Source organism: Methylocystis sp. WRRC1 (assembly GCF_020733155.1).
In the GTDB taxonomy this organism is placed as follows: domain Bacteria; phylum Pseudomonadota; class Alphaproteobacteria; order Rhizobiales; family Beijerinckiaceae; genus Methylocystis.
The window spans coordinates 3,761,641-3,785,690 of the sequence record NZ_JAJFZJ010000001.1 but is presented as its reverse complement, the minus strand read 5'-3'; the positions used below and the strand labels follow the sequence as shown (position 1 = coordinate 3,785,690).

20 protein-coding genes and 1 tRNA gene are annotated in these 24,050 nt (G+C 64.6%); 11 read left to right on the top strand and 10 right to left on the bottom strand.

Annotated elements, in window-relative coordinates; all coding sequences use genetic code 11:
• Positions 1-19: 19 nt before the first annotated feature.
• From argS to LG047_RS18480, 3 genes are all read right to left on the bottom strand, one after another.
• Positions 20-1,801 (bottom strand): arginine--tRNA ligase, encoded by a 1,782-nt coding sequence (argS, locus tag LG047_RS18490; protein WP_227968138.1) that lies wholly within the window; start codon positions 1,799-1,801, stop codon positions 20-22.
• 73 nt (positions 1,802-1,874) lie between these two features.
• Positions 1,875-2,357: a hypothetical protein gene (locus tag LG047_RS18485; protein ID WP_370635062.1), complete on the bottom strand. Its 483-nt coding sequence runs from the start codon at positions 2,355-2,357 to the stop codon at positions 1,875-1,877.
• A gap of 28 nt (positions 2,358-2,385) precedes the next feature.
• Positions 2,386-3,555 carry a deoxyguanosinetriphosphate triphosphohydrolase gene (locus LG047_RS18480; protein WP_227968137.1) on the bottom strand — a complete coding sequence of 390 codons (1,170 nt, stop codon included), beginning with the start codon at positions 3,553-3,555 and terminating at the stop codon, positions 2,386-2,388.
• A 100-nt stretch (positions 3,556-3,655) separates the two neighbouring features.
• Between LG047_RS18480 and LG047_RS18475 the strand changes: the two genes are divergently transcribed.
• The 3 genes from LG047_RS18475 to LG047_RS18465 all read left to right on the top strand — a co-directional run bounded on the left by LG047_RS18475 (position 3,656) and on the right by LG047_RS18465 (position 5,150).
• Positions 3,656-3,997, top strand: coding sequence for an iron-sulfur cluster assembly accessory protein (locus LG047_RS18475; RefSeq protein ID WP_227968136.1), 342 nt, complete (start codon positions 3,656-3,658; stop codon positions 3,995-3,997).
• 93 nt (positions 3,998-4,090) lie between these two features.
• Positions 4,091-5,002 (top strand): sugar kinase, encoded by a 912-nt coding sequence (locus tag LG047_RS18470; protein WP_227968135.1) that lies wholly within the window; start codon positions 4,091-4,093, stop codon positions 5,000-5,002.
• Between the two features lie 72 nt (positions 5,003-5,074).
• Positions 5,075-5,150 (top strand) — tRNA-Asn (locus LG047_RS18465).
• Between the two features lie 109 nt (positions 5,151-5,259).
• On the opposite strand, the gene LG047_RS19835 is transcribed toward LG047_RS18465, so the two are convergent.
• Complete coding sequence (locus LG047_RS19835; RefSeq protein ID WP_227968134.1) at positions 5,260-7,602, bottom strand: ATP-binding protein; 2,343 nt, start codon at positions 7,600-7,602, stop codon at positions 5,260-5,262.
• A 254-nt stretch (positions 7,603-7,856) separates the two neighbouring features.
• Positions 7,857-8,075: an alkylphosphonate utilization protein gene (locus LG047_RS18455; RefSeq protein WP_227968133.1), complete on the bottom strand. Its 219-nt coding sequence runs from the start codon at positions 8,073-8,075 to the stop codon at positions 7,857-7,859.
• Positions 8,076-8,601: 526 nt separating this feature from the next.
• Between LG047_RS18455 and LG047_RS18450 the strand changes: the two genes are divergently transcribed.
• Positions 8,602-10,032: a hypothetical protein gene (locus tag LG047_RS18450; RefSeq protein WP_227968132.1), complete on the top strand. Its 1,431-nt coding sequence runs from the start codon at positions 8,602-8,604 to the stop codon at positions 10,030-10,032.
• A 95-nt stretch (positions 10,033-10,127) separates the two neighbouring features.
• Here the strand turns inward: LG047_RS18450 and LG047_RS19645 are convergent, their stop codons facing one another.
• The 4 genes from LG047_RS19645 to LG047_RS18435 form a co-directional block, all read right to left on the bottom strand.
• Positions 10,128-10,253, bottom strand: coding sequence for a hypothetical protein (locus LG047_RS19645; RefSeq protein ID WP_255679618.1), 126 nt, complete (start codon positions 10,251-10,253; stop codon positions 10,128-10,130).
• A gap of 203 nt (positions 10,254-10,456) precedes the next feature.
• The gene (locus LG047_RS18445) at positions 10,457-11,692 is read right to left on the bottom strand and encodes a M48 family metallopeptidase (RefSeq protein WP_227968131.1); all 1,236 of its coding nucleotides are present in this window, start codon (positions 11,690-11,692) and stop codon (positions 10,457-10,459) included.
• A gap of 69 nt (positions 11,693-11,761) precedes the next feature.
• Entirely contained in the window at positions 11,762-12,649 is an 888-nt protein-coding gene (locus tag LG047_RS18440) for a hypothetical protein (protein ID WP_227968130.1), read from the bottom strand.
• 112 nt (positions 12,650-12,761) lie between these two features.
• Positions 12,762-13,817 carry a polysaccharide deacetylase family protein gene (locus LG047_RS18435; RefSeq protein ID WP_227968129.1) on the bottom strand — a complete coding sequence of 352 codons (1,056 nt, stop codon included), beginning with the start codon at positions 13,815-13,817 and terminating at the stop codon, positions 12,762-12,764.
• A 116-nt stretch (positions 13,818-13,933) separates the two neighbouring features.
• On the opposite strand from LG047_RS18435, the gene LG047_RS18430 reads away from it, so the two are divergent.
• On the top strand, positions 13,934-15,124 hold the full coding sequence (locus LG047_RS18430) for a GNAT family N-acetyltransferase (protein WP_227968128.1): 1,191 nt from the start codon (positions 13,934-13,936) through the stop codon (positions 15,122-15,124).
• Positions 15,125-15,131: 7 nt separating this feature from the next.
• Here LG047_RS18430 and LG047_RS18425 read toward each other — a convergent pair whose 3' ends face one another.
• Positions 15,132-17,210: an exopolysaccharide transport family protein gene (locus tag LG047_RS18425; protein ID WP_227968127.1), complete on the bottom strand. Its 2,079-nt coding sequence runs from the start codon at positions 17,208-17,210 to the stop codon at positions 15,132-15,134.
• A gap of 161 nt (positions 17,211-17,371) precedes the next feature.
• On the opposite strand from LG047_RS18425, the gene LG047_RS18420 reads away from it, so the two are divergent.
• The 6 genes from LG047_RS18420 (at position 17,372) to LG047_RS18395 (ending at position 24,045) form a co-directional block, all read left to right on the top strand.
• Positions 17,372-17,968: a polysaccharide biosynthesis/export family protein gene (locus tag LG047_RS18420; protein WP_051133980.1), complete on the top strand. Its 597-nt coding sequence runs from the start codon at positions 17,372-17,374 to the stop codon at positions 17,966-17,968.
• A 387-nt stretch (positions 17,969-18,355) separates the two neighbouring features.
• Positions 18,356-19,906 carry an undecaprenyl-phosphate glucose phosphotransferase gene (locus LG047_RS18415; RefSeq protein WP_227968126.1) on the top strand — a complete coding sequence of 517 codons (1,551 nt, stop codon included), beginning with the start codon at positions 18,356-18,358 and terminating at the stop codon, positions 19,904-19,906.
• Between the two features lie 25 nt (positions 19,907-19,931).
• A complete protein-coding gene (locus LG047_RS18410) occupies positions 19,932-20,330 on the top strand; it encodes a DUF423 domain-containing protein (RefSeq protein WP_227968125.1) in 399 nt (132 codons plus the stop codon).
• Between the two features lie 68 nt (positions 20,331-20,398).
• Positions 20,399-20,839 carry a response regulator gene (locus LG047_RS18405; protein ID WP_227968124.1) on the top strand — a complete coding sequence of 147 codons (441 nt, stop codon included), beginning with the start codon at positions 20,399-20,401 and terminating at the stop codon, positions 20,837-20,839.
• Between the two features lie 116 nt (positions 20,840-20,955).
• Positions 20,956-21,945: a DUF2865 domain-containing protein gene (locus LG047_RS18400; RefSeq protein ID WP_227968123.1), complete on the top strand. Its 990-nt coding sequence runs from the start codon at positions 20,956-20,958 to the stop codon at positions 21,943-21,945.
• A 168-nt stretch (positions 21,946-22,113) separates the two neighbouring features.
• Positions 22,114-24,045: an AsmA family protein gene (locus tag LG047_RS18395; protein WP_227968122.1), complete on the top strand. Its 1,932-nt coding sequence runs from the start codon at positions 22,114-22,116 to the stop codon at positions 24,043-24,045.
• Positions 24,046-24,050 lie beyond the last annotated feature (5 nt).

The window sequence follows — 24,050 nt, the reverse complement described above, 5'->3', positions numbered from 1 at the left end:
CGCCCAAGGGATTATCGCGTCAACGCATTTCGTCGGGGGCGCTCACGCCGAGAAGTCTCAGGCCCGACCCCAGGACGACAGTTAAGGATAAAACTAAAGCGACCCGGGCGCTCGTTAAATCTCTCTCGGTTGAATTAACAAAGCGTAATTGTGGCTGATCTTTGCCCTTGTTCCAGTGAGAATGGAACACGCTCGACAGTTCATGAAGATAAAAAGCGACGCGGTGCGGCTCATGAGCGGCCGCCGCCGCCTCGATCGCGCGCGGATATTGGGCGATCACGCGGGCGAGCTGAAGCTCGCCCTCATCCGTCAACATCTCGAACTTCGCGCCGGACAGGGCGGCCATGGAAATGTCCAGATCGGGGAAGGCCGCAAGCGCCTGCCGCATCACGGACTTCGCCCGCGCATGGGCGTATTGCACGTAGAAGACGGCGTTGTCCTTCGACTGTTCGATGACCTTCGCGAGATCGAAGTCGAGCGGCGCGTCGTTCTTGCGATAGAGCATCATGAAGCGCACGGCGTCGACGCCGACTTCGTCGACCACCTCGCGCAGCGTGACGAAATCGCCGGCGCGCTTCGACATCTTCACCGGCTCGCCGTTACGCATCAGCTTCACGAGCTGGCAGAGCTTGACGTCGAGCGCCACCTTGCGGCCGGAGAGCGCGGCGACGGCGGCGCCCATGCGCTTCACATAGCCGCCGTGGTCCGCGCCCCAGACGTCGACGAGCGTGTCGAAGCCGCGGTCGATCTTGTCCTTGTGATAGGCGATGTCGGAGGCGAAATAGGTCGGCGAGCCGTCCGACTTCTTCAGCGCGCGATCGACGTCGTCGCCGAAATCGGTGGAGCGGAACAGCGTCTGCTCGCGGTCTTCCCAATCGTCGGGCAACTGGCCCTTGGGCGGCGGCAGGCGGCCTTCATAGACGAGCCCCTTCTCGCGCAGCCACTCGATCGCGGCGTCAATTTTCGACGGGCCGTTCGACCGGTCATGCAGCGTCCGCTCGGAGAAGAAGATCTCATGGCGGATGTTGAGCGCAGCGAGATCATCGCGGATCATGTCCATCATGGCGTCGATGGCTTCGCGCCGGACGACGGGCAGCCAATCGCCCTCCGGCCTGTCGAGCAGCTCCCGGCCATGGGCTTTCGCGAGCGCCTCGCCGACAGGCTTGAGATAGTCGCCTGGATAGAGACCTTCCGGAATCGTGATCGTTTCGCCCAGCGCCTCGCGGTAGCGAAGATAGGCCGAGCGGGCGAGCACGTCGACCTGCGCGCCGGCGTCGTTGATGTAATATTCGCGCGTCACCTCGCAGCCCGAGAAGGCGAGGAGATTGGCGAGCGCGTCGCCAAACACCGCGCCGCGGCCATGGCCGACATGCATCGGCCCCGTAGGATTGGCCGAGACATATTCGACATTGACCTTGCCCTGAAGCGCGCCCGCCCTGCCCTTTTCGACGCGGCCGTAGTTGTCGGGATCGAGGAGCGCCGCGCGCAAGACCTGCGCGAAAATCTCGGGCTTGAGACGAATGTTGATGAAGCCCGGTCCGGCCACTTCCGCCGTCGCGACGCCCTCAGACTGCGCCAGCGCGTAGCAGATTTCGACCGCCAGCTCGCGCGGATTCGCGAAATGGGCCTTGGCCTCCCTCGCGAAGACCATCGCGGCGTTACAGGCGAGGTCGCCGAGCGAAGCGTCCTTCGGCGGTTCGACGACGAAGCGCGCGAGATCGAGCTCGGGGAGGCGGCCGTCGGCCTTGATGCCCTCGAGGATGGAGGCGATGCGGGCGTGGAAGATGTCGAAGATGTTCATGGAGGTCCGGACGGAATGGAATTGGCGGCGGGTTTAGCAGCTTGGTCGGCCGAAATCACCCCGCCCCGCGCCGCTACCCAAAAAACGCCCCGCCATGGGCGCCGGCGACAGCGCCGAGGACCACGATCAGGCTGATGGTGAGCAGGAATCGGTGCAGCCGCTCGACGAGGGCGAAGGTTCCCTCAGGATCGACCGTCGCCCGCGCGTTGAACCAGCGGTGCAGAAACAAAGGCTCGGCGACGAAAAGCATGAAGGTGAAGACCGCCCATATGGCGACCATGCCATGCATCCACCAGAAGGCGGAGAAACGGAAACGGTCCCAAAGGTCGAGTTCGGCCACCATGTAAAACCCGCTCGCCCCGGCAAGCAGCGTCGTGAGCCGCGCCTGCCAGGCGAAGCGGCGCTCCACCGCGTCGAAAAAGGCGAGCCGCTGGCCGGGCTCCTTCAGGCGGCGCGTCGCCGGCAGCAGCACGGTCGTAACGAAGGCGACGCCGCCGATCCAGATGACGACCGCGACGACGTGAAGCGCGCGGGCCAGCGCAAGTTTGTCCATCATCGTCTCCGATTGCCTTTGCCAATGCGCTTCATGCACCGAACAGCCGCTTCGCCTCGCCCAGCGCATAACGGTCGGTCATGCCGGCGATGTAATCCGCTACGACCACCGCCCGGGCGGCGCCTTCGCGCGCCAGCGCCTGCGCGGCCCATTCCGGCGGCATCAGCGAGGGCGTTTCGAAAAAGGCGGGGAAGAGCCGCGAGATCGCGTCGCGCGCGCGCTCCCAGACCGCCTTGACCTTCTGATGTCGATACATGTTGGCGAAGAGGAATTTCTTGATGTCGCGTTCGGCCTCCGCCATCGCCGGCGACAGAGCGACCATCGCCTCGCCGGCCGCGCGCACGTCGGCGGCGCTTGTGGGCGCCAGCCTATCGAGGCGGCCGAGCGCAGTGGCGATCGCATCCTCGACGAAGCGCGTAATGACACGGCGCACGAGTTCGTGGATCACGCGACCGCGCTCCAGCCCCGGATGTTTCTCGCCGATCTGCTGGAGCAGCGACGCGATAAAAGGAACGGCGGCGGCGATGTCTTCGAGCAAAAACAGCCCCGCGCGCAGGCCGTCGTCGATGTCGTGGCCGATGTAGGCGATGTCGTCCGCCTGCGCCGCGGCCTGCGCCTCGACGCTTGCAAACGTCGCGAGCTCCAGCGGATAGGCCGCATCGAATTCCGCCACAAACCGCGGGAGTTTGCGCGTCGCCTTCGGCCCCGCGAGCGGGCCATTGTGCTTGACGATGCCTTCGAGCGTCTCCCAGGTGAGATCGAGACCGTCATAATCCGCGTAACGGCGCTCGAGCAGCGTGACGACGCGCAGCGCCTGCGCGTTATGGTCAAAGCCGCCGAAGGGTTTCATGCAGGCCTCCAGCGCGTCCTCCCCCGCATGGCCGAAGGGCGTGTGGCCGAGATCATGCGCCAGCGCCACCGCCTCCGCCAGATCCTCGTCGACCCGCAAGGCGCGAGCGAGCGCCCTAGCGATCTGCCCGACCTCGATCGTATGCGTCAGGCGCGTGCGGAAATGGTCGCCGTCGAGCGGCACGAAGACCTGCGTCTTGTGCGCGAGGCGCCGGAAGGCCGTCGAATGGATGATCCGATCGCGGTCGCGCTGGAACTCGCTGCGCGTCGGCGACGGCGACACGGGATGGAGCCGCCCGCGCGAGCGCATGGCGTCGCAGGCGTAGGGCGCGAGGGGCTGGCGAAGCGCCACTGTCGTGCTCCTGTCATTGAAAGGCCGACGGTTCGGACCTATGTTGCGGCGCATAGACCGCATCACCCAGCGAATGCAAGCAGCCAACGGGGACAGGCACATGACGACCGGCGCAGCCAGCGAAGTGGCGCTGACGGATCAGGCGGCAAAGCGAATCGGGGCCCTTCTGGCGGGGGAGGCGCCCGGCGCGGTTTTTCGCGTCTCTGTCGAAGGGGGCGGCTGCTCGGGCTTCCAGTATCAATTCGCGATTTCCCCTGCCCCGACGGAGGAGGACGCCGTCATCGAGCGCGACGGCGCCCGCGTGGCGATCGACCCGGCGTCCATGGGCTTCCTGGCTGGCGCGAAGATCGATTTCGTCGACGACCTGATGGGGCAATCCTTCCGCGTCGAAAATCCGAACGCGACCGCGTCCTGCGGCTGCGGGACGAGTTTCTCGATCTAGGTCTTATCGCGCCGATGACATAGTTCTGTCGTCCGTCCAGGCGAAGCTCGCGCCCGCTCAACGTATTTCCGAGGATTATCATCCGGAGCCGCCATGGAAGCGCTTTTCATCGGTCACGCCTACATCGACGTCACCATGCGCGCCGACCGAATGCCGAGCGGCGACGAGAAGACGGTGGCGCAGGATTACGCGGTGAGCTTCGGCGGCAACGCGGTCACGGCGGGGTTCGCCTGCGCCAAGCTCGGCCATAATGTCGATCTGCTGACGACGGTCGCGCGCGACTGGCTCGGCCACATGTTCGTGGACATGGCCCAGGCCTACGGCGTGCGCGTGCATTCACGCAAGGTCGCGCGCTCGTCGCTCTCCTTCGTTTTTCCCAACGACGGCAAAAGGGCGATCCTCCGGGCGCGCGACGACAGATACCTCGCCCCCTTCCCCAGCGTGGATATCGGGAAAGCGCGGCTTCTGCATCTCGACGGCCATATGGCCGACGCGGCGCTCCACTACGCCAGAGCCGCGCGAGAAAAGGGCGTGCTGGTGTCACTCGACGGCGGCGCCAGGCGTCCCTGCATCGAGGAGTTGACCGGCTTCGTCGACGTCGCCGTGGTCGCGGAAAAATTCTGCGAACAGATGTCGCTTTCCGACCTCGGGATGCTCGACTGGCTCAAGGCTAGGGGTTGCCGGATCGGCGCGGTGACGAACGGCGACAAGGGAATCATGTGGTACGACGAAGACGGAATCGTCCAGCACATGCCCTCGCTCCAGGTGCCGCGCGAGAAAATCGTGGACACTTCCGGCGCCGGCGACGTTTTCCATGGCGCTTATTGCGCCTCCTATCTCGAGCGCCCCGGGGCGAGCTGGCGCGAGCATTTCGAATTCGCGCGCGCGGCCTCGGCCCATAAAATCCAGCATCTCGGCAATGAGGCCGGCCTGCCCTCGCAGGACGACATCGCCGTCGCCCGCGCGGCTTTTCCGGAAGGCGCGCGCCTCGAACTGGCCCGGTGACACGAAGTTATCAACAAGCCGGTTGAAAGGGCTTGGCAAATCGCCGCCTGCCCTATATACGCCCTCTCACGTTCCCCGATAGCTCAGCTGGTAGAGCACGCGACTGTTAATCGCTAGGTCGTAGGTTCGAGTCCTACTCGGGGAGCCACTCATCTCAACGGTCCGCACAGGATTTTCGCGCCGTCTCAACGGCTTTGGTTTCGGCGTCGCCGGACCTGCCGCGGGGTTGACCCTGTCGCGGGGAAATGCGGGCGTTTTCAGCTTTCCAGCGACTTCAGCAGCGTCACGAGTTCATCGAGGTCAGCCGGTTTCGTCAACTGGTGGTCGAAGCCCGAGGCTCGGGCGCGGTCGTGGACCTGCTGCTGCCCCCATCCTGTCAACGCCACCAGAATCGCATTGCGGCCTTCGGGGCGCTCGCGAATGAGGCGGGCGGTTTCGTAGCCGTCCATTCCCGGCATGCCGATGTCGAGAATAACGATCTCTGGCCTGAAATGTTCGAGCGCGTCGAGGCCCGCAACGCCGTCATAGACCGCGCGGGCCGTCGCTCCCAATGATTTCAGGAATATCACCAGGCTGTCCGCGACATCGTGATCGTCGTCGATCACGAGAATGCGGCGGTCGACCCTCGGCGACGCCGACGGATCCTTCTTCGACGTCTTCTCCTGCAAGCCGCCCGTCGCAACTGGCAGACGGACGACGAAAGTTGTCCCGCGGCCGAGCCCTTCGCTATGGGCCTCGACCGAGCCGCCATGCATCTCGAGCAGGTTGCGGACGAGCGCGAGACCGATGCCGAGCCCGCCCTGTGCCCTGCCGAGCGTGCGATCGACCTGGGTGAAAATGTCGAACACCCTTGGCGCCATCTCGGGCGGGATGCCCACGCCGCTGTCGCGGACACTCACCACCGCTTCGTCGCCTCGCCGCTCGACAGTCAGCGCGATTGATCCGCCGTGCTCGGTATATTTGGCGGCGTTGTTGAGGAGATTGCTGAACACCTGCGCGAGTCGCACCGGGTCCACGTCGAGGATCAACCTCTCCGCGCCCGCATCGATCCGTAGCTCATGCCCCCCGCGTTCGATGGCCGGCCGACTGGTTTCGATCGCGTTCCTCAGGATCGTCGCGAGATCGACCCGCTCTTTTCGCAGGTCGATCTTCCCCCGCGTGATCCGCGAAACCTCCAGAAGGTCGTCGACAAGTCGGACGAGATGCTCGGTCTGGCGATCGAACATCGCAAACAGCTCCCCGCGCTGCTCCTCCGACAGCCTGCCCGCGTCACGGCGAAGCACGCGGATCGCGTTGCGGAGCGGCGCCAGCGGATTGCGCAGTTCATGCGCCAATGTCGCGAGGAATTCATCCTTCCGCTGGTCCGCCTCGCGCAACGCCTCCTCGATGCGGCGGCGCTCCGTAACGTCCTGCGAGAGCCCGATGAGAAAAGCGGGCCGCCCTTCGGCGTCCCGCTCCACGCGACCGCGTTCAAATAGCCACGCTACGGCGCCGTCCGGCCGGACGATGCGAAATTCACTCTCATATAGCCCCTCCCGACTCTCCAGTGCGGCATGGACATTGGCGCTGAACAAGGCGCGATCATCCGGATGCACGGCTTGTTGAACGGCCTCGAACGTGCTCGGCTGCATTTCCGGCGTTGGCGGCAGGCCGGGATCCGTCGAAATGTAGCGGCGAACCTCGTTGCGCTGAATGTCCCATTCGAAGGAGATGACGTAGGCGGCGTCCACCGCAATCCGCAAGCGCAGATCATTTTTACGCAGCCGATCGAGGGACTGTTTTCGCTCCGTGATATCGACGGCGGTGCAAAGCAGGCCTATGACCTCATGGCCCGACCGACGCGGCTGCACATGAAGATCGAAATAGCGCGGTTTGCCGTCGCTTGTCACGAAGACCTCTTCACGGGCCGGCTGACCTGTGTCCAGCACGCGCCTTTTGATTGCGGCAAGGCAATCGGCGTCTTCCCTTCGTTCGAGAAGGTCATGGTCAGTCTTCCCGATAATTTCTTCGGATGCATAACCAAGCGCAGAATTGTGAACCCACATGCAGCGCAATTCGCGATCTTGCTCGAATATAACGACGGGCGACGCCTCGAGGGCCGCCGTGAATCGCTCATTGGCGACTCGCAAACGTTCTTCGCTGGCGCGCAGCGCCGCTTCGCTTTGTTGAAACATCTCGATTTTCGCGAGATTTATCTGCGCTTCCACCGCAACCTCGCGTGCGCGACGCATCATTTCCGCCATGGCGGACATGCCGAGCGCAATCGTAACGAAGATCAACAATCTTGCGATGTCGGCCACGTTCCGAATCTCGAAACTGTTGACCGGCTCAACGAAAAGATAAATAGCGCTGGCCGCCGACAGAAAAGTCGCGAGCGCCGCCGGCCCCGGGCCAGCGACCACCACGACGAGCAGCGTCGCGAGGAAATAGGTGGCGAAAGGTTGCGAGATCAGAAACTCGCTCAGCCAAAAGCGCAACGCGGTCGCCGCGGCGACTGCAAGCAAAGCAAAGCCATAACGGGACGGCCGAGACGGGCGCCAAGTCAATGACTGGCGAGCTTTCAAGGCGTTTTCCCGATTTGCGTTAATGAAGATAGCCACGGTCCATGCTCAGCGGAAGCTAGATATTTATGCTGGCCGAATCAAGCGAATGCGTGGCGCTAAGGACGCTTCGGCGCAGTATCCGCCTCGGACCGGAATTTCGGACGCGCGCCGCGCTTGCCGATCGACTGTCCACTAAAAAAACAAAAAATTTTACAGTCAGACGTTGAACCCCTCGCGTCAGTGGCGGGGCGACCTGCGGCCCGGCGCTCGATCCGCGCTCGGGCCGCAGCAGTCGGGAGATCGGCGCCTCATCACGCCTTTTTTACGAACTCCGTCCGGAGCACCAGATCCTTGACTTTTTCGGCGCGGCATTCGATCTCGGCCGGATCGTCGGTGAGGCGAATATTCTTGATCATCGTGCCGCGCTTCAGCACGATTGACGAACCTTTTACCTTCAGATCCTTGATGAGAGTCACGGAGTCGCCGTCTTTCAGTTCCGCGCCATTACTGTCTCTCACTATTACTGTCATGAATATCTCCGCTTGTCGGCGCCTTCGCATCAGCGCCGGAACAGGACCGTTGGCGCAGCCAAAATTGAGAACGGCCCGTCGCTGGATTACGCGCTCGGGCCGCTTCAGCTGACGGAGAGGCGTCTGGGGTGCGTCAGCGAGGTAAATTGTACACTTCCAGAGGAAACAACCACAAGCTTCGCCGCTCTGTGTCACACTGCCGCACCGGGTTTCACTCACGACGGCGTCGAGACGCAGAGCGCAGAAGGACGCGCCAAATTTTGGAGGCGTGGCGACGCACGCTACGGAACCATTCTTCCGGATGCGCGTTATCCCTTCGCCTTATGTTTAGAGACCAGTCGAATGAGAAGCGCCCGGCGCGAACCGCCGGGCGTTTTCTTGTTTGCGCGGCCGCGAACTTGTTTTCATTCGTAGCGTCTTGCGCAGAGGCGCACGCGTTCCGTCCGCTGTTTGTTTACCTTTTTGAACCAGCAATGAAATTGCTAGACTCGGCCTCTCCAGCAATTTCGGATCGGACCTCAGCATCGTGAGCGCTCAACCCTCTTCCCGACACTCGGAGTTGCAGATCGTTCTGGAGCCGTCGCACAGCGAACTCGTGAGGGCTTTCATTCGTGAAGCGTCGCTTGCGGAAGGCGTGCAGCATTTTGCGGCGGGCCAGATCGCTGAAGACGCGCTGGAGACCTGGCTGGCGCTCTGCGCCCATGGATCGGGCGGGGGGCGCGTCCATGTTGCTCTCCTGTCCTCCCGCAAGGAGGTCAGCGCAAGGATTCTGCTCCACGGCCACCACCGTTTCTCGAATCTGCTTCCGACGCTCTCCGGACGCCTGCGCCGCGAAGCGGGCCTCTCCTATCGTGAGCGTGGGATCGACGGATGGGAAATCAGCCTGCATCGCAGTCTGCATGAGGAGGCGGAGCTCGCCCATTTCGCCGACGAGACGGCGACGGGGGACGCGCCCCCAACGACAGGCCCCTTCCGCATCGAGCCCCCGCAGGAAAGCGACACGGCCGCCATCGCGCGATGCTTTCTGGAGGTTTACGGTCACAACTATATTCATTCCGAAGTGTTCTCGCCGCACAGATACTGGGCCAAAGTGGAAAGCGGCGAGCTTGTTCCAATGATCGCGCGTAATGATCGGGGCGAGGTTGTCGGCCATGTCGCGCTGGAGCGCGAACCCGGCGCCTGCATCGCCGAACGCGGCGAGGCCGTGGTGCTACCGGCCTATCGCGGTCATCATCTTCTCGAACTCATGACCGGGCGCCTCAGCGAGGAAGCGCCGAAAATCGGCCTTCAGGGCATATTCGCCGAACCGGTGACGGTGCATATTTTCTCCCAGCGCAATGACGAGCGCGCGGGAATGCCCGTTTGCGCCGTATTGCTCGGCGCCGCGCCGGAGAACATGCGCCCGAAGGGCCTTGCGGCGCCGACAGCGGGGCAGCGGCAAAGCCTGCTCCTCGCCTTTCGCTTCCTTCAGCCCCCTGCGCCGCGCGTCATTCATGCGCCCGTGCCCTATCACGAGGCGATACTCAAAATTTACGAGAGCCTCGGCGTTCCCGCGACGATTGCAGAACCTGCGGCGCCAATGCGCGCGGAGTCCCGCGCGAGCGTCAAGGCCGATGGCCGCGGATATGGCGAAATTCATTTCCAGTCGATCGGCGAAAACGCCGCCATCGAGCTGAAACAGGCGCTCAATGACGTCGTGGGCCTCGGCGCCAGCGCAATCCGGCTCTCCGCGCCGGTCGGCGATCCCGGTCTGCCCATTCTGACGGCGGCGGCGCGCGAACTTGGTTTTTTCTTCTCCGGCCTCGGCCCCGCCTTCGCCGACGGCGCAGACACGCTGCTGCTTCAGCGATTGAGCGAACCGCTCGACACGGGGAAGCTGCAAATTTTCTCCGACCGCGCGAAAGAGCTCGTCGCTTTCATCGACCGCGACCGCGCTGCGGTCGGGCAAGCCGGCTGAGCCCCCGCGCGATGCGCCATTACATGAGAAAGGCCGCGCAATTATGCTGCGCGGCCTTGATCATCTGCGCCTGCGGATGAGGCGAGCCGTCCTGGTCAGCCCAGATGGGAAATGACCGGCGCCAGCGAAATCATGGTGGCGATAAGGGCGATAGCGCCAACAACCCAGATCAGACCCTTCATGCGGCCCATGGTGCTGGAGGTATTGTTCGTGTTGCTCATTTTGTCTCTTTTACGTGGACACGCCTGCGACAATAATTCCATAAGCCGAGCGCAGGTATATCCGTAAAAGCTGCAGCCTATCAGGCACATATAGGCTGATTTATGCGCCGCACAAGACGCATATTCCTTTTCGCTATGAGGCAGAATGCCGCGGCGAAATTTGTTTCCCCCGCGACAATACTGTGATTGCGCCCTCGCAAAACTTATTGCGTAGCGCGCAATTGCGCGACCCGCACCGGGACTGGCGGGTGCGAGAAGTAGAATTTTGCATAGAGCGGATCGGGGGTGAGCGTCGCGAGATTGTCGCGCGTCAGCCGCGTCAACGCGGAGATCATCGGCTCCTTGCCGACGATCTGGCGCGCGAAATCATCCGCCTCGAATTCGTTTCGACGCGAGCGCCAGGCAAGCAGCGGGGTCAGCAAATGCGAGATCGGCTCCTTGGCGAAAAGCAGCGCGATGAGGACGACGCCCGGATCGTTCGGCAGGCCGAACCAGCCCGCGAAAGTATCCGACGAGAAAGCCCAGTAGAGCGCGGCGAAACCGATGAAGGCGATGACCGCCGCCTGCAGGATCATCTGCCGGACATGGCCGAATTTGAAGTGTCCGAGTTCATGCGCGAGGATGGACTCGATCTCCTCGAGCGAATGTTTTTCGAGCAGCGTATCGAAGAAGACGATCCGCTTCGCCTTGCCGAAGCCGGAGAAATAAGCATTGCCATGTCTGGAGCGCTTCGACGCGTCCATCACGAAGAGGCCTTTGGACTCGAAGCCGCACCGCTCGAGCAGCGCCTCCATTCGACTCTTCGTCGAACCGTCCTCCATCGGCGTGAACTTGTTGAACATCGGAGCGATGACGGTCGGATAGATCACCGTCATGGCGATCGTCAGCGCCATGAAGCCGACATAGGCGAGAAGCCACCAGGTGTCGGGCATGGCGCGCAACAGGGCGAACATCGCATAAAGCAGTGGCGTCCCGATCGCGAGCGCCAGCGCCCCGCTTTTCAACTCGTCGAGCACGAAGGTGCCGGGCGTGAGGCGATTGAAACCGAAACGCTCCTCCAGCCAGAAGGCGTTGGCGAGCGAGAAAGGCATTTCGAGAAAATGTCCTACGACGCCGACCGCCGCGACGAAGACGACGCTGCGCGTCAACCCCGGCTCGATGTAATGCGAGACGAACGCATAGAGCGGCGCCATCCAGAGCGCGAGCCAGAGGATCGAGACGACGGCGTCGTAGATCGTTTCCGCCATGCCGAAACGCGTGCGCGCAATCGTGTAGTCCGCGGCGCGGCGGTGGTCGTCGAGGCTAACCTCCCGCGCGAAATCCGCCGGCACGGCCTCGCGATGACGCTCCACATTGGCGGTCTGCCGCATGCGCAGATAGACGCCAAGCGCGGCCGACAAGGCGATTGCAACACAAATAACGACGCCCATGGCGCTCATTGATCCGCTCCTGCTGACAAGCTCCGGTTAATATAGGTCAACGAATTACGCATTGCGAGGGTCCCCGCCCTACCCGCGCCGCAGCAGCGCGTCGCGCGCGGCGTTGAGCGCCGCCGCCCGCTCCACCGATCCGCCGTGGTCGGGATGGGCGCGCTTCATCTGCGAACGATAGGCGCGCTCGATTTCGCGCCGGGTGGCGCTCTCGCTGACGCCGAGCACGGCGCGGGCGCGCGCGTCTGCGCTTTGCGGGGGGCCGGACGGCGGCGCCCCTCGCTGGCCGAAGCCGCCGCCCCGATCAGCCGCGTCGTCGCCGGTCTCGTGACGCGGCCGCCGCGCGCGCCGCCCGGCGCCGGCTCGTTCCGACTGGCGATCGCGCTCCTCATCCGCCTCGATGACGCCGAAATCCTCCAGCGCTTCGCGCAGACGATAGGCGAGATCGTGGCAAAGGACCGAGAAGGGCGCCGCGAGCAGCGCCACAACCAGCGCGCGCTCGGCCAGGAATACGGCCGGAAGCATGTGGCTGTTCAGCCCATGCGGGCCATAAATCGCAGCGGCCAGCCCAGGCAGCGCCCGGCTCGCTACCGGATTGCTGATCGACGCGGTGATGACGTAATCGAAAAGCTGCGCCGTCACTCCGGGAAAGACGGACGGAAAGAAGCAGAGCGCCATGACGCCGGCGACCCAATAGCCGTTCGACCATCCGCGAACACGCCCGGACGCGAAGCCGCGCCAACCGAAGAAGACCGCGACAAAGGCCAGCAGGGCAAAGGCGCCGAAGGTCTGTAGCCCCGCGACAAACGCAAGCGCGTGCAGCTGCGCGGCGGAGGCGGCGGCCATGAGCGGAAAACGGCCCAACTCGGCGTAGCCGCGCATCTCCTTGTCGGTAACGCGCAAAGGAGCCAGTTCCCCCGGCGCCGTTGCGGAAAGGATGACGATCAGCAGCAGGGAGAAAACCATAAATCCGATTGCCGCCGCGAGCGCCGGCGCCGCGACGCCCCGCGCCTCGCCGCGACCGAGCTCCTTTACCGGCGCGTCGAAAGGATCGAAGGAAATGACCGGCTCCCGTCAATTATGCGGCGATGCGCCGGCCGCGATTCAACAATGCGAATGGCGCGCCGCTCAGGAGAATGTCGACCGCCGTCAGGCTCTGGTGCCCCCCATTGACGGAAAGGCGCGGCAGCGCATGAAAATGGTCGCGATGCTCGGGAAAGATCATTCCCGGCCGCGTCGTCACGGCGCTCGCAAAGCCGAGTTCCCTCGCGGTCGAGAATTCGCGCGGACCCGCCGACGTCGGGTCTCCGACCGGATAGCAGAAATGACGCGCCTCCACGCCAATCTCGCGCGCAATCGCCGCGCGGCTTTCAGCCATTTCGCGCGCGGACTCCTGTGCGTCGAGCTTCGCAAGGCGCGGATGCGTGAGGGAATGCGCGCCGAGCGTCACGAGTTCGTGACGCGCCAGCGCTGCGATCCCGCTCCAGTCGAGACAGGCTTCCCTCGTCAATCTCCCCGCGTCAACATTGGCCTGCGACGCAAGCGCCGTCACGACGCGCATAAGCTCGGTCTCGTCTCCCGCGCGAACGCCCCAATAAATATCCGCATGGGCCTCGCTTTTTTCGCGAGCGGAGCGACAATCGCGGACGATGCGCCGGCCGCCGACGATAATGTCGACGCGCGCGAGGCGACGCAGCGCCTCCTCCAGTTCGAGCCACCACAAGCGCGCTGTACCGTCCGCAAAGCCCGCCGTCACATAAGCGGTGAAAGGCGCGCGATGACGCTCGAGGATCGGCAGGGCGTGATCGACGAGATCGTTATAGCCGTCATCGAAGGTGAGCACGACGAAAGGCCGCCCCGGCGCCTCGCCCGAACCCAGCCGGGCGAGGACCGCGTCGAGCGACAGGATGTCGTAACCACGTCCGCGAAGATGCGTGAGCAGGCTGTCGAGAAACTGCGGGGTGATCTCCAGGCCGGCGTTGGGCGCAAATGCGTCGCCCGTCGCGGGTCGCACCCGATGGAACATCAGGATTGCGCCAAGTCCGCGCGTGAAAGGCTCGGCGAGGCGATGCGCGCCGCTGGCGTGAAACAGACCCATGCCGGCCCGGATCGCCCGCTCCCGCCAGGTGGCCATCGACACTCCTCCGTGAAATCGGCCATTTACGATGAATGCTCAAAGCATCTGTTATGCAGCTTGAGCTATGCTTAAAAAGCTGAGGCGTTGTTTTTGGACGAAGGCGATTCTGCGACATGGTTAGCAATCCGGAAACGCCGGGGAACGCCGAATTGGCGACAGAACCCGTTTCCGCCCGCCCCTTCACGATCGACGTCATCGATAATATCGCGGACACGCGGGCCGCGTGGGTGGAGCTTTCCGCCGTCGCCACGACGAGCCCTTATCAATCCTGTCTGTTCCTTTCGACATGGTTCGACACGGTCGGGCGCGAGGAGCGGCTGGAGGCCTTCATCATCGTCGCGCGCGATGCGACGGGGAGTCCGCGCGCGCTTCTGCCGTTCGCCATCGACACACGCGGACCGCTCCGCATCGCAATGTTTCTCGGCGGGCGTGAAAGCAATTTCAATCTTGCGCTGCTGCGCTCGGGCTGCCGCTTCGACGAAAAATCCATTCGTGCGCTTTTGCGCGACGCGGCGCGGCGCGCGGCGAATCCGCCCGACGTCTATTATCTGAGAAATCAGCCGCGACGCTTCGAGGGCGTAGAAAATCCTCTCGCCTTCGCCGGCGCCATGCCGAGCGCCAGTTTCGCCTATGGCGTCGCCCTGCCCGCGACCGAAGCGGAGCTTGCGGCGCGCCTGTCGAAGGAAAGCCGCAAGAAACTGCGCAAGAAAGAAGCGCGGCTCGCCGAAATGGGAGAGCTGCGTTACGAGCATCGCCAAACCGGCCCGCGCGCGCAGGAAATTCTGACCGCGCTGATCGACCAGAAATCCGCGCGCTTCGCCGACATGGGCGTCGGCGGCGTCTTCGACGGCGTTGGCATGCGCGAGATGTTGCGTCGCCTGAGCGTCGAAACCGGCGAAGGATCGCTGGAGCTCCATGCGCTCAGCGTCGATGGCCGTATTGTCGCGACCTACGCCGGCCTTACGCGCGGCGGGCGTTTTTCCGCGTTGCTCAATTCATTCGACATGGATGAAGAGGTCGCGCGCTGCTCGCCCGGCGATCTTCTGTTGCATGCGCTGATGCGCGATCTCGTCGCGCGGGGCATGACGTATTTCGACCTCGGCGCAGGCGAAGCGCGCTACAAGAACGCGGTCTGCGACGAGACGATCGAGTTATGCGATACGGTGACGCCCGCCTCATGGAAAGGCGTCGTCGCAGCTCCCCTGCTCGTGATTTTCCTTCGCGCAAAGCGGCGCATCAAGCAGACCCCCGCGCTCGCGCGCGCATTCTCGCGCCTGCGCCGCCTGCTTCAGGGAAGACGATAGGCGACCCTCACGCCGCCACGAGATCGTCAGCGCCGGCGCCGCCTTCGAGCAGCTGGGCGTCGGCGCCCGCCTGCGCAAGCTCCGCACGCAAGGACTCAGCCTCCGCATCGCCGCCGAGCACGAAGGCGAGATCCACGAAAGGCGCAAGGCGACGCGCCTCGACGCGAGACGCCGCGAAGACGACGAAATCGTAAGTATGCGCGAGCGCATCGACCACGAGCGCGAGCTCGTAGCGCGTCTCACCCTCATGGACGCCGCCGGGCATGACATGCAGGCGCGATCCCACATCGCGATGAATGACCTCGGCGAAGTCCGCGACTCCCGTGACGAGATCGGCCATGCCTTTCGGCGCGCCCTGCGGCGCATGCACCAGCGCGTCATAGGCGGCGGCGCCGCGATCGGCGACGGCGAGTAGCGTGCGCCCGCGCCGCGACAAATTGCGGCCCAACGCGATCACCGTGTCCGAAGGTTTTCCGTCATCTTCGCATGGCGTGACGAGCACCTTTACGCAATTCGTCGCAGCGCGCGCCTTGTCGATCGCACTGACGGCGTCGACTTCAGCGCTTGCGGGAAGAACGTTTTCAGCGGCCGGCTCCACGAGCGCGGGCGCTGACCGCTCCATCGGCGCCGCAACCACCGGCGTCGATTCCGGCGCCTCAGGCGAAGGAGCAGCCTGCTTTGCGACACGCGCGCGGCCGCTCAGCATTTCGCCCGAAATGATCACGCCGGCGGACAGGATAAGTCCGGCCAAGGTCGCAAAAATCGTGATCGGCAGTTTCTTGGGGAAGGACGGCAGCTGCGGCGCCAGTGCGCGCTGGATGATGCGCGCATCGGCCGGCGTCGCCTTCACGCGCTCGCGGGCGAGCGCTTCCTGATATTTCGCCGACTCGGCCTCGAGCTGATCCTTGAGCAGGCGCGCGGCGCGCTCCAGGTCACGGAGCTTCGCCTCGTCGGCGCCCGCGGCGCCCGTAACGCGCTTCTGCTCGTCGAGCGCGCGCGTCAGATTTTCCACGCGGGCGGCGGCGATGTTGGCGTCGTTCTCCAGCGTGCGCGCCGTTCGTTCCGCGGCGATGCGCCACTGCGCGTCGAGATCCATGAGCTGCGCGGTGAGTTCCTTAATGCGCGGATGCATCGGGAGAAGCGTGCGCGACTCCAGCGCCAGTTGCGCGCGCAACGCCACGCGTTGCTCATTGATGCGGCGGATCGATTCATTGTTGGACACGTCGGGAATGTCCCCGATGCGGTTCCTGCGCAGCATTTCGCGCAGGATGCGCGCCTTCGCCTGCGCATCCGCCTGCGCCGCGCGGGCGGCAGAAAGCTGCTGGTTCAATTCGCCGAGCTGCTGCGTGGGAATGGCGACATTATTGGCGCCGATCAGGAGCCCGGTCTGCGCGCGAAACTCCTCGACGCGCGTTTCCGCCTGCGCGACGCGCGTATGCAATTCGGCGACGAGCGTGCCCAGAGACTGCGCGGCCGCGCGAGCGTTTTCGCGCTTGGCCTCCTGCTGCATCTCTATGTAGGTTTCGGCGACGGCGTTGGCGGCGCGCGCGGCAAGGTCGGGGTTGCGCGACGAGAACTCGACGGACAGCACGCGCGTCTTCGTCGGCGAGAGCACGGCGAGCTTTTCCGAAAACTTCTCGAGGATGCGGTCCTCGGGCGACATACGCGTCGGATCGCGCGAAATCCCGAGCAGCGCGAGAACGCGCGTGATTGGTCCGACGCCATTGGCGAGCGGATCGAATTCCGGATTGCCCTGCAAATCGAGCTTCTTGATGACGCGCCGCGCGAGATCGCGCGAGGTGAGCAGCTGGATCTGGCTTTGCACCGCCTCGGCGTCGGGCGCGGTCAATTCCGCGCGCTCGCCCTTGTCGGCGCGCGTCAAGAAGCTTTCCTGGTTTTCGAGCAACAGCCTCGCGTCAGCGCTGTAACGCGGCTTGACGACATTCACGAAGATGAGCGCGCCGACGAGCGCGGCGAGCGTCGGGCCGATCACCCACCAGCGCTTCTCGAGAAGAACGCGGCCGATCCGCGACAAATCGATTTCGTTTGTCGCTGTCTCCGCGTCGATCGTAACTCCGGAACGCATCGCCTCTCCGAATTCAGTAACCTTTCATAACGCGATTATGGTTGAAGCGAGGTTAACCAGTTACGTTCAAGTCAGGTGAGTGTTTGTTAACTATCAGACAATAAAAAAAGCTCAGTCGCTTCGCGGCTCATGGTCAGTCAGCAGAAATCAGCGAGTCCGAAATGGCGAATACGGTCGCCTCGCACAGAGCCGCCTCGAAGACGTTCACTTTGGCGACAGCCATGATCGTGATTGCGCTGCTCTCCGGATGCGCGGCGCCGGGCAATTATCAGCCCGAGCTGTTTGCCGCGACGGCGCATGAGCCTTACACGCTCGCGGCCGGCGACCGGCTTCGCGTCATCGTTTTCGGACAGGACTCGCTTTCGAACACTTATTCCGTCGACGGCTCCGGCCGCATAGCCATGCCGCTCATCGGCTCCGTTCCCGTGCAGGGCCGCGACGCTCAGGCCGTCGAACGCGAGATCGCCGCGCGCCTGCGCAACGGTTTCATTCGCGAGCCGCGCGTTTCGGTCGAGGTCGAAGCCTTCCGCCCCTTCTTCGTGCTCGGCGAAGTCACAAACGCCGGTCAATTTCCTTTCGTGGACGGCATGACGGTCAGGACCGCCGTCGCCATCGCCGGCGGCTTCTCGCCGCGCGGCTATCAGGGCGGCGCCGACATCACCCGCGTCATCGACGGTTATCCGGTGACCGGGCGCGTGCCGCTCGACACGCCGGTGCGTCCCGGCGACACCATCACTGTGCGGGAAAGAATTTTTTAGAAAGTAGCGTTACCTTTGCCGTAAGCGATCATCAGGGATCGCCGGACGGCAAAGGGAGGCTCGAACGGATTTGCGCATAGCCGACGTCATGCGCGCCCCGGTCAGCGGCCTGCTTCGGCACGTTGTCGATCTCATTCGTAGACAGGCGCGAGGCGGCCACAGCGCGCGACGCCATACACTTGTATGGCGCCGCGAAGAAAGCGCGACACTTATCCTCATGGCGCGCTCCTCCTCGCCGCCGCCCGGCGCCATGTCCGAATTCGTCCATGCGAGCTTCACACCCGGACAAATGGCCGCCGGCGCGCTGCGCAGCTGTCGCGACAGCCTGCGCGCCACAAGCTCCACAAACTACCTTACGTCGGCGCAGCTTCGAACAGGAGAGTAAAGATGTGCGCTTTCGCCGTCGGCGACATGAAAGGCGTTTCGCCAAATGACGACCGCAAGCCGCAAGGAGCCGGCTCCGCTTCCGACGCGAGCCGGAGCCTCAGTCCGCAGCTCGCGGAGATCGCGAGCAACGGGGCGCCGGGCAAGGCCTATTCGCCGATCGTGCTCGCCGGCCTCGTGCGCCTCTTCGAGTTTTCGATGCTGCTTGTTTGCGGTCTCGTAATTCACGAATGGCATGTCGCGGCGATCTGGGGCCGCTCGCTCGATTATTACGTCGTAATGCCGCTAATGGCGCTGACCGCAGTCGTCATCCTGCAGAGCCTCGGCCTTTACTCGACCGCCTCTTTCCGCGCGCCTGTGCGTGACGGGCTCAAGGTCGCCGCGGGCTGGTCGCTCGTTTTCGTCGTCGCGCTGGCGGCGGTGTTCTTCTTCAAGCTCGACGACTCCTTCTCGCGCGTCTGGCTGCTGGGCTGGTATGCGGGCGGCCTTGCGCTTCTCGCTTGCGAGCGCATCGCCCTCGCCTTCCTGGTGCGGATGCTCACGCAACAGGGCAAACTCGATCGGCGCACGGTGATCGTCGGCGGCGGCGAGCTCGCCGACCCGGTGCTTCGGGAGCTCGCGGCGCAGGATGACGGCGATCTCCGTATCCTCGGCGTCTTCGACGACCGCACGGACAATCGCTCGCCCGACGTCGTCGCCGGCTATCCCAAGCTCGGGACGGTCGACGATCTCGTCGAGTTCGCGCGCCACACGCGGCTCGATCTCGTGATCTTCACTCTGCCGATCTCGGCCGAGACCCGCCTGCTGCAAATGCTGCGCAAGCTTTGGGTGCTTCCGATCGACATTCGCCTCGCGGCGCACACCAACAAGCTGCGTTTTCGGCCGCGCTCCTATTCCTATATTGGCAATGTGCCGGTCATCGACGTCTTCGACAAGCCGATCGCGGACTGGGACGTCATCGTCAAATCCGTTTTCGACAAGATCGTCGGAACGATCTGCCTCATCCTGCTCTCGCCGGTGATGGCGCTCACCGCTCTCGCCGTGAAGCTCGATTCACGTGGGCCGGTGCTGTTCAAGCAGGTGCGCTACGGCTTCAACAACGAGAAAATCGAGGTGTACAAATTCCGCTCGATGTATGTGGACCAGCTCGACCACAACGCCGTGAAGCAGGTGACGAGGGGCGATCCGCGCGTGACGCGCGTCGGCCGCTTTATCCGCAAGACGTCGCTCGACGAACTGCCACAGCTTTTCAATGTCGTCTTCAAGGGCAATCTGTCGCTTGTCGGCCCGCGCCCGCATGCGATCGTCGCGCGCGCCGCGGACCATCTCTACGACGACGTCGTCGACGGCTATTTCGCCCGCCATCGCGTAAAGCCCGGCCTCACGGGCTGGGCGCAGATCAACGGCTGGCGCGGCGAGACCGACACGCCCGAGAAAATCCAGAAGCGCGTCGAGTGCGACCTTTACTATATCGAGAACTGGTCGATCCTGCTCGACATCTATATTCTGGCGATGACGCCCTTCGCCCTGCTCAAGGCCGAAAACGCCTATTGAGCCGCGCACAGACCGGGGAGCGCTTGTGAGATCGGTTCTCCTCATTGCGATGATCGCGGCGCTTCAAGGCGCCGCCGGCGTCTCGCTGGCCGCGGCCGCGGCGCATGTGGACGCCAATCCGCTGCTCGCGACGGCAAGCCAGTTCCTCATGATCCACGCCGGCGCAGGACTGGCGCTCGCGGCGCTCGCGCGCAGCGAGCCGCCCATGCAGCGTTGGCTCGCCGCAGCCGGCCTCGCCTTGCAAGCCGGCGTGACGCTCTTCTCCGCCGATCTCGCGGCGCGGGTCTATCTGGGCGGAAAACTTTTCCCCTTTGCGGCGCCTATGGGCGGCGGCCTGACGATCATCTCCTGGATCGCCCTCGCTATCTGGGCGGCGTGGGGCCTCGCGCGCGGGCGCGACGGCGCTGCGCCCGGCGGTCGCTGAAGGCGTCATTTTACAACTGACGCGCGCAAATACTGGACATACGCGGCATTCCGCCGCACCATTACATCATGTCAGTGTCCGACACGCCCGATTTCCGTCCGGCGGGGACATCGAGCGATGCCCCGCAAAGCGCGAGCGATCCCTTGCTCGGGCGACGGATTTTGATTGTCGAGGACGACCCCTTCATAACTCTGGCGCTCGAGGAAACACTCGTCGAATTCGGGCTCGTCGTCGCGGGCGCGGCGCGCAACATTGCGGAAGCGTTGCGATTTGCCCGCGACGCCTCATTTGATCTCGCCCTTCTGGACGTCAACATCGGGCATGAAAAGATCGACCCCGTCGCCGACGCCATTGCCGCGCGCGGTCTTCCTTTCGTTTTCACTACCGGATGCGGAAGGGCGGGCCTGCCGGAGGCGCATCTCGACCGGGCGATCGTCGAAAAACCTTTCTACGTCGAAGAGATATTGCGCGCGCTGCGCGACGAGGTCGCGGGCGTCGACCGTCGCTGACTGATTTTAATGGGTTAATTCAAGCGCAGACGGGGCGATAAGCTTGAAACTGTCACGCTCGCGTTGTATTCATTCGAGAAGAGAAAGTTAATTTTCTGTTACCGCGAGCCTCCGTCATGACTTCGCCTTCCCTGCCCAAGGCTGCGACCATCGCCCACGTCAGGAACGACCGCGCCAGAACCGCCATCACGCTCGGCGCCGCGCTCGCCCTGCTATGCGTCGCCGTTTTCGGCCTGGAGGCGCCGGAGAGCCTCGCCGCGAACGGGTTATTCGACGCGCTTTTCGGCGGCGGTTCGCCGGCCTATGTCCCGACGCTGCCCTACAACGGCTATCTGCGCGGCCCGGGCGCCAGCCGGAGCCATTACGGCTATCGGCGGCACGCGCGGCACGCGAAATGGCGACATCACGCGCGCGACGCCCAGGCGCGCCGGCGCGTCGTCGGTCGCCATCAACAGTCGACGACGGAGCGTGACTCGGCTGCGCTGCGGCGCCCCGCCGGGATCGAGACCCTCTCTTTCGCGGAAGCCTCCGCCACGACGCCGAAGACGACCGCGGCCGCGAGCCGCCGCACGATCTGCGTGCGCGGCTGCGACGGCTATTACTTCCCTGTCGCGAAACTGAACCGTGAGTCGGATATTCCGGCCCAGCAGGCGACCTGCGAAAGGCTCTGTCCCGGAGCGCAGCCCCAGCTCTTCGTGATGGCGGCAGGCTCCGACAGGATCGAGGACGCAAAGGCGGCCAGGGGCGGCGACACATACGCGCAGCTCGTCGCCCGCCTCAATCCGGCCGACGCCAGGTCCAGAAGCTGCGCCTGCCAGTCCGCCGTCGACAGCCTCGGCGTGACCAGCGCATTCCTCGGCGATTCGACGCTGCGCCCCGGCGACACCGTGGTGACGCCGCAGGGTATTCGCGTGGTAAAGCGCGGCAGCCGCTATCCGTTCAAGCAGTCCGACTTCCTGGCTCTTGCCGAGACCCGCGATGTTCCGCTCTCGAATCGCAGCGCATTGTTCGCGATCGAGCGCGCGCTGAAAACGCCGGTGGGACGACTCGCGGTGATGAACAACGACCATCGCCGCAATAGCCATCGCCGGGACGCTGATCTCTAGACCAAATTCGGTGCGTTCGAACGGAAAACCGCCGACACTTTTCCTGAACGCGCTCCAGGCGGCCGACCCGGGGGCGTTCCCGTTCAGCAGGATTTACGCGCTCCGCCACTTTCTCGCCGCGCTTAGCCGCGACAAGGCGAAGAAAAGTTGGCGTAGGAGCAAGAGCGCTTGTCGCCCTCGGCGGAACGCGATCGAACCATTTCTGAATTGAGAAGGCGCGGCAGATTCGCGCGCGCGCTCCGCTCGGGGTGGACGCGGTTTCTGGCGGCCGCCCTCGCGATCCTTGTCGGCGTCGTCGCAGCGGCGGCGGCGCTCGCGCCCTGGCTCTTTTCTCCGACCGCCCTGCTCGACGCCATCTCCGGCCAGCTGCAGACCTCGTCCGGCCTTTACGTCGCCACGCGCGGCCGCACGACGCTCTCGCTGACCCCGCGCCCGCACATTTCAATTCAGGGCGTAGCCTTCGCCGACCGTAATGGCGCGCTGATCATCGAGGCCGACCAGCTGCATGGCGTCCTCAAACTGTTTCCGCTTTTCGCCGGACGCCTCGAGGTCGATTCGCTCGCCCTTGTCAGACCCCGCGCGAGACTCGATCTGGACCAGAAGCCGATCGACGCGCCCGGCGCCGCGGCGCGCGCGGCGGCCACTCGCCCGGCGACGCCGGAAGCGCAGAAAGCCGACAATGTGCGGCTCGGCGTCATCGCCATCGTCGACGGCTCCCTGCGCATCCGGCGTCACGGACAGGACTACGCGGCCGACAGGATCGACGCGTCGCTGGACTGGCGCAGGATCGGCGAGGCGGCGACCTTCACCGCGAGTTTCGATTGGCGGGGCGAGCGGCTCCAGACGGTGCTGTGGGTCGCGCGCCCCGCCATGCTTTTGCGCGGCGAGCAATCGGTGGCGACTGCCCGGCTCGACGGCGAGAGCGTGCGACTGGAGGCGCAGGGCGTCGCGCAGACGGGCCTCAACGCGCGATTCTACGGGCATGTCGCCGGGTCGTCGCCCTCGGTGCGGCAAGCGCTCGGGGTCTTCGGCCTCTCCGCGCCCCTGCCCGGCCCCTTCGGCGACGCGCAATTTTCCGCGCAGGCCTATCTCGGCCCGCGCGAGGCCCAGCTCAAAGAGTTGCGTCTCTTCATCGACGGCAATGAATTTGCCGGCGCGCTGGGTCTGCGCCGGGACGATGAACGCCTCCACCTCACAGGCGCGCTGAAAAGCGATTTCGTGTCGCTCAAGCCCATGCTGTCCGACGCCCCGGCGCTCCTTGCGCCGGACGGACAATGGAGCCGCGAGGCCTTCGATCCGCCCGACCTCTCGGGCGCGGATGTCGACATGCATATCGACGCGGCTCACGCCCGGCTCGGTCGTCTCACCATCGACGACGCGGCGCTCGACCTCACGCTCCGCGACGGCGCGCTCGATCTCGCCCTGACGCAAGCGCAGGCTTATCGCGGGAAAATCAAGGCGCGGGCCGCTTTTCGGCCGGCTGACGGCGGGCTTTCCGTCCATGCCTCGGCGCAAACCAATGGCGTCGACGCCGGCGCGCTGCTCTGGGACGCTTTCGGCAAGCAGGCGATCGGCGGCGCGCTCGATTCGACCGTAGCGCTCGACGCCGCAGGGGAAAATATGGCGACGTTGATGCGCAGCCTGAGCGGGCGCGCGACGCTGGGCCTCTCGGAGGGAGAGATCGCCGGCGTCGATTTCGAACGCGCGCTGCGCCGCCTCGAAAAACGGCCGCTCGCCAGCGCGCAGGACATTCGCTCGGGCGCCTCGCCGCTGGAGAAGGCCAGCGCGACGATCGCCTTCGAGAAAGGCGTCGGCGTTATCGAGGACGGTCTCGCGCGCGGGCCGGGCTTCGCGCTCGCTTTCACCGGCGCCGCCAATTTTTCGGAACGCAGCCTGTCGATCAAGGCCGTCGCCGGCGAGGCGGACAGCGCGGGCAAGCCACGCGACAAGGGCCTGCACATCGCCTTCGAGCTTGCGGGCGGCTGGGACGAACTTTCGCTGACGCCCGACCCTCAGGCCTTCATCCGCCGCTCCGGCGCCGCCGCGCCGCTCCTGCCGCGCGACGAGCCGGCGCCGACGGCGGAACCGCCAGCGCCGTGAGCCGT